Raw genomic sequence first — 11,167 nt, 5'->3', positions numbered from 1 at the left:
GATACCTGAACCTTTCCGTCGGGCTTTACCCGAAGGCGTATGCGACGAGAGCGAGTGTTTTTGTGGATGTGAATCGCACCGATTGGTTCAAGATGAAAATAATTGTCAGCTGTCATCATCGAATTTAAGATGACGAAGATAAGCAATCCCCTAAAATTCGAGATATGGAATCAAGAAATGCAATTGAAGTTTTCGGAACGATTAAGAAACAGGAAACTGTCATGTCGATCGACGATAAAGTTCAGACCGGCACGCTGGTGTTCGAAGCAATCGAGCCTTTCCCCGGTTATTACCATGAAACTCCTTTTGATGTGAATCCGATTTATATGTATTTGGCGCTGCAGGAACAGTACCCGTTAATGGATATTATTCGAGCAACCCAAAAAGTTGAAAAGGTTTTCAATGAAAAATTTGATGCTGGAAAAGGATTCATTCGAATTGTGGATGTGGTGTACAATGTATTGCGGGTTCGTCATTTAAACCGATATGATCTGATTGGTGATTTGCAAAAAGCCTATAACGATCAAGGGATTTATTTTATGATGAAACATAAGCGGGGGCTGGAAGCCGTGGCGCAAATTAAAGTGGTGAAGTTCTTTAACCTTACCCCGTTAAATGGCGGTATCTATCTGGATAACAAAGAAGAATATCATGCCTATATTGAGCTTCCGGAAGAGTTGGGATGGGATGATTTTAATGCGCTCGCAAACCGGGTTAAGTACAACTGGGAAGACAGTAAATTCGATGCCGCTCAGGGAGCGTTTGTTCACAATGGTCGAATACACGAATTTGTGAGGATTTATTCCAACAAAATGAATTTGGAATATCTTCAGGCATTGCGGAAATTATTCCTCGAGAAACTAAAATAACCTCTCATTTTTTGACATAGCAGAAAAAAAAGATGTCAGTCCCATTTTTCAGGGAGCTGGCATCTTTTAATTTTTTTTAGAGCTGTCTGCTTACACAGTACAGTTTATTTTATGCTTGCAATCGCTTTTTCGATCCGGGAAATTGTGGCCTCTTTACCAATCAGCTCAAAAATATCGAACAAGTCGATTCCCTGACTGCTACCTACCAGCGCCAAACGAATTGGCACCAGAATAACACCAAAACCCCAGCCTTTGGCATTCATGAAGTTTGAGAATTCTTCCTTTACATCAACAGCGTTCCAATTGTTTTGCCCTTTCAGAAGCTCAACAATTTCGCTCAGCATGGCCGGTGTTTCAGCTTTCCATTTTTTGCTTACCGTTTTCTCGTCGTAGCTTTCCGGTGCCTGGAAAAAATAATTTCCCTGTTCCCACAAGTCGCTAACAAACTCGCAACGTTCTTTAATCATTCCAATTATGCGGATAAGCTTGGCTTCTTCAACCTGAACGTTTTTGTCGTTCAGCATTGGTTTAAACAATTGTGCCAGTTCTTCGTCCGATTTTTCCTGCAAATAGTGGCGGTTGAACCACTTCGCTTTTTCCGGGTCAAATCGGGCACCTGATTTAACAACACGATCGAGGCTGAAACTTTCGATTAGTTCAGTCATGGAGAAAAATTCCTGCTCAGTTCCGGCGTTCCAGCCCAACAATGCAATCAGGTTAATAAAGGCCTCCGGGAAATAGCCATCTTCGCGGTAACCGCGCGAAAGTTCGCCACTGGCGGGGTCTTTCCACAATAGCGGGAAAACGGGGAAACCCATTTTGTCGCCATCGCGCTTGCTAAGCTTACCTTTTCCGGTTGGTTTCAGAATCAGAGGCAGGTGAGCAAATTGCGGCCGGTTGTCGGCCCAGCCAAGTGCTTCGTAAAGTAGCACGTGTAAGGGCATGGAGGGCAGCCATTCTTCGCCTCTGATCACATGCGTAATTTTCATCAAATGATCGTCGACCACGTTGGCCAGGTGATAGGTCGGCATCCCATCAGCTTTGAACAGCACTTTGTCGTCCAGCTGGTTGGTGTTGAATTTCACTTCGCCACGAATCAAATCTTTTTCCGGAACATCGGTATTTTCGGGCATTTTAAAGCGAATCACCCAATTTTCTCCGGCGGCTATTTTTTGTTGCACCTCTTCAGCTGAAAGTGTCAGTGAGTTTTTCAACCGGTTGCGGGTATGCAAGTCGTACGAGAAGACCTCTTTTTGGGCTTCGGCTTCTTTGCGGATATTATCGAGTTCTTCGGGAGTGTCGAATGCGTAGTATGCATGGCCGCTTTCCACCAATTGGTCAGCGTATTGGCGGTAAATTGCTTTGCGTTCGCTTTGACGGTAGGGGCCATATTCGCCGCCAAAACCAACTCCTTCGTCCGGAACCAGGCCACACCATTTCAACGCTTCAATGATGTAATCTTCGGCTCCCGGTACGTAGCGGGTTTGATCCGTGTCTTCGATGCGCAATAAAAAATCGCCTCCCAACTTTTTCGCGAACAAGTAATTAAATAAGGCTGTGCGAACACCACCCATGTGTAACGGTCCGGTTGGACTCGGGGCAAAACGTACCCTCACTTTAGCTTCCATGTCTTTTTCAATTCGATTTAAGTCGCAAAGATAGCTTTTTTTAAAACGGTCAAAAACAGAATGACGAAAACAAACGTCAAGCTCCCCGGCTAGCTGATATACAGCTTTTTATGCCTGTCTTTTCAGGTGGAAACTCAAAAAAACATAGCGGGTTGATAGCGACAACTGTAATAAATCGAATTATTTGCGACTAACATCAAAAGGGGTGTGCGGCACCAGTTGCGCATTTGTTGGCCGGAAGTGCCAATTAAGTTTAAATTTGCGATTTATTTGAAACGTATAAATTAGAGATAGAATGAAGAGAATATTGCTTTTTGTTTTCGCCCTGATGCTTTTAATCCAGGGAACTGTTCGTGCCGATGAAGGTATGTGGCTTCCCGCGCTGATTCAAAAGTTGAATATTGGCGAGATGAGTAAAATGGGATGTGAGTTAAGTGCCGATGATATTTACAACATCAATCATTCCAGTTTAAAAGATGCGATCGTTGCATTGGATCATGGGTCGTGTTCGGCCGAGTTGGTATCGGCAAAAGGGTTGATGTTGACTAACCACCACTGCGGATTTGGTGAAATTCAAGCGCATAGTTCCGTTGAACACGATTACTTGCGAGATGGATTTTGGGCGAAATCATTCGAAGAAGAATTGCCAAACCCTGGTAAAACGGCATCGTTTTTAGTTCGGGTTGAAGATGTGACAGAACGCGTTTTGGAAGGTATTACTGATGAGTCAACCTTCGAGGAGCGTGGCGAAGCCATTCAGAAAGCGAGCATGGAAATTCAGAAAGAAGCAACCGCTGACACCCATTATGAAGCACGGGTTCAGTCTCTTTTCGAAGGTAACCGGTATTTCCTGTTTGTTTACGAAACATTCCGCGACGTTCGTTTGGTTGGCACTCCGCCCGCCTCAATTGGTAAGTTTGGCGGCGACACAGATAACTGGATGTGGCCTCGTCATACCGGTGATTTCTGCATGTTTCGGGTGTATTGTAGCCCTGACGGAAAGCCAGCCGACTATTCGGAAGACAATGTTCCTTACGAACCCAAACATTTTTTGCCAATTTCGCTCGATGGCTATGAAGACGGCGACTTTGCCATGGTTATGGGCTATCCGGGACGTACAAACCGTTATAAGTCATCGTTTGGTGTTGAGTACACGATGAATGTGACCAACCCGGTGCGTATTGAAGCGCGTTCGGTTAAGTTGGCAATTCTAAAAGACTATATGAATTCAAGCCAAAAGGCAAATATCCAATATGCTTCGAAGTATGCCCGCAGCTCGAACTACTACAAATACAGTATTGGTCAGAATAAAGGACTGGAAGCTTTAAACGTAATTGCGAAGAAAAGAGCGTTGGAAGCTGAGTTTACCGAGTGGCTGAATGATACCCCGGAGCGGAAACAAAAATATGGCAAAGCACTCGGGCTGATTGAGAATGCCTATAGCGAGCAACGCGACGATGTGGCATCGGAATACCTGATGGAAACCTTGTTTCGCGGCCCTGAGTTGTTCGCGAAAGGACTCGTGTTAAAATCACTGCAAGAGGCCTTAAAGTCTGATGCCGGCGAAGATCGGGTTCGGTTGAGCGTGGAACGGATACGGGCAAACTTTGAAGACTTTTACAAAGACTTTGATGCAGCTACCGACGAGAAGGTCGCAGCCGCATTGATCGAAGTTTATAAAAAGCATGTTGATCCGGCTTATTATCCCACGTTCTTCTATGAAATTAACAAGAAGTATAAAGGAGATATCCAGGCTTACACAGCGGCACTGTATTCGAAAACGTTTTTGGCAGATTCCGCTAAGTTGAACGCTTTTCTTGAGAAACCAAATCTAAAAGCGATTGAGAAAGATCCGGTTTTCCAAATTGCGGAAAGTATTTTGTTTCAGGCAACTGCTTTAGGCGAAATGGTTAACAAAACATCGGACGACTTGTCGGAGGGGCGTCGTTTATTTGTGGCCGGATTACTGGAAATGGATCAAGACCGTAAATTTTATCCGGATGCCAACAGTACCATGCGGTTGACCTACGGAACAATTGGGGACTACATACCGCGCGATGGAGTGCGTTACGATTATTATACAACCATCAAAGGATATATTGAGAAAGAAATTCCGGGCGATGATGAATTTGATGTCCCCTCGCGATTAAAAGAGCTATACGAAGCCAAAGATTTTGGTGACTATGCTGATGCTAACGGAGAACTTCGGACTTGTTTCACCAGCAATAACGATATTACCGGCGGGAATTCAGGAAGTCCGGTCATTAATGGTAAAGGTCAGCTAATTGGAATTGCATTTGATGGTAACTGGGAAGCTATGAGTGGCGATATTGCCTTCGAACCGGAACTTCAAAAATGTATTTCAGTTGATATCCGCTTTGTTTTATGGACGATCGACAAATTTGCAGGTGCAAAAAACCTAATCGACGAAATGACACTTGTTAAGTCAAATTGTAAATTAGAAAAAGATATGGTGTCATCAGCGAACTAAGCTCGGTGATTGACAAGATGAAGGCTGTTTTCCAAAAGAAAGCAGCCTTTTTTTTAAAGGGTTACTGAAGCAGATTTTGTTCGGATAGCTCTATATTTATCGTTGCGAACCACCGGTTAGGTCTTTTTATTGATCCCCGATCTAAAAACAGGAATTTCATGAAGAAAAGAATAGCTTTTTTCTCTCTGCTCATTATTTTATTGTCAGCAGGCTTTTATCTGAATGCTTTGATGCCGGTAATCACCGGATATGCCGCAAAAAATCTGGCATCCGGCGTATTTGTTGCCGGGCGCACTCAGGAAGCATTAGAGAATGAGGATCTGAATTTTTCAGTCATAAAGTTTACCGTTAACAAAGTCGACTTTGAAAAGAAGGAAGTAGTGTCCCGTTTTTTGTGGGGAAAATCAAAAGCAATTTATATTGAAGGCTTTGGCTGTACGTTGGTGGAGGATTACGACGACGATGAGATTAGAGCCAGATTGTACCCTCAGCAACATGTTTTGCCCGAAAGACCTGATACAATTGCTTGGCCGGCAGGCGATTTAATCGCCGATCGTGTTCCTGAAGGAATTAATATCGAAAAACTTAATCAGGCCGTGGAGTTGGTGATGTCGGATACCGTTCCGTTTAAGGGAACATTTGCCGTTATGGTTGTTTATAAGGGGCAACCGGTTGCCGAAGTTTATCGTGACGATTTTAACCGCGACACACGATTTCTGAGTTGGTCGATGGCGAAGAGTTTTACCAATACGTTGATTGGTATTCGGGTTAAGCAGGGGCTGCTGAATATTCACGAGCCGCTTTCGTTTGCCGGTTGGAATGTCGGTACTCCACGAGAAATTACGATGAACAATCTGATGCAGATGAACTCGGGTCTGGAATGGAATGAAGACTACGGAAATTTGTCGGATGTAACCATTATGCTGCATAAAGAGGGCGACATGGGAGCTTTTGCCGAAGAGAAGGATGTTGCCGCGCAGCACGAAGAAGTGTGGTACTATTCATCGGGAACGACCAATATAGCCTGTCTGGCTTTGCGCCAAACATTTCCTTCCGATCCGGATTACTGGAGCTTTCCCCGAAAGGAACTCTTTAATAAAATTGGCATGCGCAGCGCCGTTTTCGAGCTCGACGCGTCCGGAACTTTTGTGGGCTCATCATATTTGTATGCCACCATGCGCGATTATGCGCGCTTTGCACTGTTGTATATGAACGGCGGAAGCTGGTTGGGGGAGCAAATCTTGCCGGACGACTGGGTTGATTACACGACGCAGCCCGCGAAAGGATCCGATGGGAAATACGGCGCTTTTTTTTGGCTCAACCAATCGGGCAGTCAACCGGATGCGCCTGCCGATACCTATAGTTGTAAGGGACACGACGGGCAGTCTATTTTTATGATACCTTCGAGGGATTTGGTAGTCATTCGAACCGGTTATTCCAAGAAAGGGGAGTTCGATAACAACTTGATGTTGAAAGAAATTTTGAACAGTCTGGAGTAATCCTATCGATTTTCGTTTGGCGATCATAGCTTCAATGGATATGAAAAAGGTGTCTCAAATTCATCTGAGACACCTTTTCCTGCTGTTTTAATTCCAAATTATTTTGCCCGTGTCGAACCCGGAGCGACAGCTTCTGCTAGACGTACTTATTGCCCTTTTGCAAGTGCACGTCATTCACAAACTGCCGAATATGTTGCTCATGATCCTTTCGGCAAACCAGCAAAATTCCTTCCGTTTCAACAACAATATACCCATCCAGTCCTTCGAGGATGGCGATCTTGTCGTGCGGAATATTCACGATACTATTTTTTGTGTCGTAAAGAAATGTGCTGTCACCAACGACAACATTCGAATGTTCATTTTTCTCCTGTTGGGCATACAAGGCTCCCCAGGTTCCAACGTCGCTCCAGCCAAAATCAGCACACAACACATATACATTATCTGCTTTTTCCATAATCCCGTAGTCGATCGAGATATTTTGGCATTCGGAATAAGTCTTGTTAATGAAGAAAATTTCGTCTTCAGTGCCGTATCTGTTTTCCCCCCGTTTGAAAAGTTCGTGCACTTCGGGCAGGTGCTTTTCGAACGCGGCGCAAATGCTTTTCAACGACCAGATAAAGATGCCTGAGTTCCAATAAAATTCGCCGCTTTCGAGGAAAATACGGGCCATTTCCAGATTTGGCTTTTCAGTGAAGGTTTTTACTTTGTATAGGTGTCCGAGTCCGTTATCAATCGGATCTTCAATCTGGATGTACCCAAATCCGGTTTCAGGGCGGCTGGGAGGAATTCCCAGTGTGAGCAGGGCGTCTTGCTCGCTTGCAAACCGGAGCCCCGATTGTAGTTGTTTCTGAAATTCTATTTCATTCACAATCAGATGATCTGAAGGGGTTACAATCATCATCGCGTCCGGATTCATTGCTTTTATCCGGTTGCTGGCGTAGGCTACACAGGGAGCGGTATTTCTTCGGATTGGTTCCAGTAGGATCTGGCTTTCGGTAATCTCCGGCAGTTGTTCCAGAACCAGTTGTTTGTAGTCTAAATTTGTAACTATGATAAAGTTTTCAACCGGACAGATGTGCCTAAATCGGTCGAAAGTCATTTGGATGAATGTGCGGCCAGTGCCGAGGATATCCAGAAATTGTTTTGGCATGGAACTTTTACTCAGAGGCCAAAAACGACTACCTATCCCTCCTGCCATAATCACACAGTAGGTATTTTTCATTCGCACTTTATTTGAACATTTTGTTTCAAATATACCATATTTAAAAAAGGATTCTTTCCTTGCTCAGAGGTATTTCAAAGCATGTCAGTTTTTTTGAGATTGTCGTTTTTAAGCTAAACGGTTGATCTTTTCGGATAATTTGTACCTTTAGCATGAGTACAAAAAAGGACGGGAGATGGCTTTTATCTGTATTCTGATACTCGAGGCGGATGTCTGTCGGATGCCCTAAACTGTTGGTAATAAAAATAAATAGAAGCAAAAAACCATGCATTTCTTTTATCATACCGGAAGATACTTTTCTCTTTTAGCGAAGGTTTTTTCGAAACCCGAAAAACATCGGGTATACCTGAAGCGATTGTTTACCGAGATTGACGCTTTGGGGCTTAATTCAGTAGGTATTGTTGTGGTGATCTCCATTTTCATGGGGGGTATTATAACCTTGCAGGTTGCCTATAACATGAATAATCCTTTTCTTCCTTCGTATCTGATCGGATTGGGAAACCGTGATACACTCATCCTGGAGTTTTCATCGACTATCATGGGGCTCATAATGGCCGGAAAAATTGGGTCGAATATCACCTCCGAAATTGGCAGTATGAGGGTTACTGAGCAAATTGATTCGCTGGAGATTATGGGGGTGAATCCGGCGAGCTATATGATTCTGCCTAAGATTGTAGCCGTTGTTTTCATTTTTCCTTTTTTATACATCCTAAGTGTTTTCTTTGGGCTGATTGGCGGTTTAATTGTGGGGCCCGGAGTTGGTGCCATTACCGCGGCCGAGTACCTCAATGGTGTTCAATACATGTTCAATCCGTACTATGTAAATTTTTCGCTGGTTAAGTCGCTGGTATTTGGCTTTTTGGTCGCTTCGGTGCCAGCTTATTTTGGGTATTATGTCGAAGGAGGCGCTTTTGAAGTCGGAGCTGCAAGTACAAAAGCGGTTGTTACGACTAATATTCTGATTTTGGTTTGCGATTTAATTCTAACCCAACTATTACTCTGATGATTCGAGTTGAAAATATATACAAAGCTTTTGATGAAAAGGAGGTCCTTAAAAATATATCTGCTGAGTTCTCAAAAGGACAAACTAATCTGATCATCGGGCGAAGTGGCTCCGGAAAGACTGTCTTGTTGAAGTCGATCGTGGGTTTGCACGAAGTCGATCAGGGTGGAATTTATTACGATGGCCGCGATTTCACTCAAATGAAGCCAAGCCTGCGCAAAAAATTGCGACAGGAAATGGGCATGGTATTTCAGGGAGGAGCTTTGTTCGATTCGCTGACGGTTGAGGAGAATGTTCGTTTTCCGCTCGACATGTTCACAAGCCAAACATTGGCTGAGAAAGAAAAACAAGTTGCCTATTGTCTGGAACGGGTGAATATAAGCCGGGAGGCATTTAAGCTCTCGCCGGCCGAGATTTCCGGAGGAATGCAAAAACGGGTGGCTATTGCCCGGGCTATTTCTCTGAATCCGAAATACTTGTTTTGCGATGAACCCAATTCGGGCCTCGATCCCGAGACTTCCATTGTTATTGATAGTCTGATTCACGATATTACAGTGGATCTGGATATTACAACGATCATCAACACGCATGACATGAATTCGGTGATGGAAATCGGCGATAAGATTTTGTTTATCAGCAAGGGTGAAAAGTGCTGGGAGGGCAACCGAACAGAAATCCTGCACGCTGAAAATCAGACGCTGCAGGAATTTGTTTTTGCAAACCGGCAATACAAGGAAATCCGGGATGCCCGAATTGGGAATCAATCTTAGCCTTTGGGAGACAAGGTAATGATTGGAATTATCATCTCTTCCAACGAAATTCCGCCATGTTGAAATGTATCGCGGTAATACTGCACATAGTAGTTGAAATTGTTTGGGTAGGCCAGAAAATCATCATTCGTGGCGAAGATGAACTTCGAACTAACATTGCGTCCCGGTAAATAGGCTTTCTCCGGATGAGAAATTTCGAACACTTCTTTGGGGTTATAATTTAAGTTACGGCCCAGCTTATAGCGAAGGTTGGTCACGGTTTCGCGATCACCCACTACTTTTACCGCATTGTTCACCCTTACGGTTCCGTGGTCGGTTGTCACCACAACTTTGATGTGGTTCTCCGAAAGACTTTTCAGCAGATCGAGTAAAAACGAATGGTTAAACCAACTCAGGGTCAACGAACGGTAGGCTTTTTCATCAGCCGCTAATTCTTTCATCACTTCCATTTCAGTGCGGGCATGCGAAATCATGTCTACAAAATTGAAAACCATCACTGATAAGTCGTTTTGTAAGATGTTGGTCAGCGTTTCCTGCGATTTACGTACCGATTTCAAGCTGCTTACTTTTTCAAAATACAGTTTTTCCTTTCGCCCTAAGCGCTGCATTTGGGTTTGAAGTAACTCTTTTTCATGAACGTTTTTATGGCCTTCGTTATCGTCGTCTTCCCAATATTGAGGATAAATTCGGGCGATTTCAGAAGGCATGAGGCCGGCAAAAATCGAATTCCGCGCGTACATGGTCGCGGTTGGCAGAATGCTGTAATAAAGCTCTTCTTCTTCAATTAAAAAATACTGGCTTACTACTTTGCTGAGCACACGAAACTGATCGTAGCGCAGATTGTCGATCACGAGCACAAAAACCTTCTCGTTTTTGTCGAGCAGGGGGAAAACTTTATGTCGGAACAAATCGGGTGACAATAACGGCCGGTTTCGGCAGTCCTTTTCAAACCAGCTGAGATAGTTGTTTTTAATAAACCGGGCAAAATTGTTGTTGGCTTCCGATTTCTGCATCTTCAATACTTCATCCATTGCCGAATCTTGCGAAGCACTGAGTTCGAGCTCCCAGAAAACAAGTTTTCGATACACCTCTTTCCACTCCTGATGGTCGAGACGTTCATTGAGTTTCATGCCTATTTTACCAAACTCACTTTGGTAGTCCGAATTGGTTTTGCGGGTCACTAATTCATGTTGGTCGACATTCTTTTTAATCGAAAGCAGAATTTGTTTCGGATTGACAGGCTTAATCAGGTAGTCGGCAATCTTTGAGCCAATTGCCTGATCCATGATGTCTTCTTCCTCACTTTTTGTGATCATAACCACAGGAACATTTGGCTCAATGGCTTTTATCTCGTTCAGGGTTTGCAAACCAGTAAGGCCGGGCATATTTTCATCCAGAAAAATGATATCGAAGTGGTTGTCACGAACCAGATCAATGGCATCGGAGCCATTCGTCGATGTGGCTACGTTGTAGCCTTTCTGTTCCAGAAATATGATGTGCGGGCGCAGTAAGTCAATTTCATCATCGGTCCACAAAATACGGATTGTTTTCATACAGTTTTTACTTTAACCGGGGTTTGCTTTTGCTTCAGGCAATTTGTTTCGCCCCTAAATTCCTAACTAAATGATGCATCCCTTCACCATATTTCGAATAAGCAGCAATTCTAAACACTGGTTCGAACACGC

Annotated in this window: 8 protein-coding genes; 5 read left to right on the top strand and 3 right to left on the bottom strand. The window is 43.9% G+C overall.

Translation table 11 applies throughout. The annotated features are described in order from the left end of the window. Positions 1–164: 164 nt before the first annotated feature. A complete protein-coding gene (locus ABZD21_RS10930) occupies positions 165–869 on the top strand; it encodes a hypothetical protein (protein WP_372775023.1) in 705 nt (234 codons plus the stop codon). 104 nt (positions 870–973) lie between these two features. On the opposite strand, the gene gltX is transcribed toward ABZD21_RS10930, so the two are convergent. Next, positions 974–2,497, bottom strand: a complete 1,524-nt coding sequence (gene gltX / locus ABZD21_RS10925) for a glutamate--tRNA ligase (protein ID WP_372775022.1) — start codon at positions 2,495–2,497, stop codon at positions 974–976. 295 nt (positions 2,498–2,792) lie between these two features. On the opposite strand from gltX, the gene ABZD21_RS10920 reads away from it, so the two are divergent. Both ABZD21_RS10920 and ABZD21_RS10915 read left to right on the top strand, forming a co-directional pair. Next, entirely contained in the window at positions 2,793–4,988 is a 2,196-nt protein-coding gene (locus ABZD21_RS10920; RefSeq protein ID WP_372775021.1) for a S46 family peptidase, read from the top strand. 158 nt (positions 4,989–5,146) lie between these two features. Then, on the top strand, positions 5,147–6,487 hold the full coding sequence (locus tag ABZD21_RS10915; protein WP_372775020.1) for a serine hydrolase domain-containing protein: 1,341 nt from the start codon (positions 5,147–5,149) through the stop codon (positions 6,485–6,487). A gap of 136 nt (positions 6,488–6,623) precedes the next feature. Here the strand turns inward: ABZD21_RS10915 and ABZD21_RS10910 are convergent, their stop codons facing one another. Next, complete coding sequence (locus ABZD21_RS10910; RefSeq protein ID WP_372775019.1) at positions 6,624–7,709, bottom strand: mannose-1-phosphate guanylyltransferase; 1,086 nt, start codon at positions 7,707–7,709, stop codon at positions 6,624–6,626. 265 nt (positions 7,710–7,974) lie between these two features. Here ABZD21_RS10910 and ABZD21_RS10905 point away from each other — a divergent pair, with 265 nt between their 5' ends. After that, positions 7,975–8,712 (top strand): MlaE family ABC transporter permease, encoded by a 738-nt coding sequence (locus ABZD21_RS10905; protein WP_372775018.1) that lies wholly within the window; start codon positions 7,975–7,977, stop codon positions 8,710–8,712. Continuing rightward, complete coding sequence (locus ABZD21_RS10900; RefSeq protein ID WP_372775017.1) at positions 8,712–9,482, top strand: ABC transporter ATP-binding protein; 771 nt, start codon at positions 8,712–8,714, stop codon at positions 9,480–9,482. Before ABZD21_RS10905 ends, ABZD21_RS10900 begins: the two co-directional genes overlap by 1 nt. Here the strand turns inward: ABZD21_RS10900 and ABZD21_RS10895 are convergent. Next, positions 9,479–11,035: a response regulator gene (locus ABZD21_RS10895; protein WP_372775016.1), complete on the bottom strand. Its 1,557-nt coding sequence runs from the start codon at positions 11,033–11,035 to the stop codon at positions 9,479–9,481. The genes ABZD21_RS10900 and ABZD21_RS10895 overlap by 4 nt on opposite strands. Positions 11,036–11,167: the final 132 nt, after the last annotated feature.

This window comes from Mangrovibacterium sp. (genome assembly GCF_041596335.1).
GTDB lineage: Bacteria > Bacteroidota > Bacteroidia > Bacteroidales > Prolixibacteraceae > Mangrovibacterium.
The sequence above is the reverse complement of the archived record's forward strand: the minus strand, read 5'-3'. Positions and strand labels throughout refer to the sequence as shown.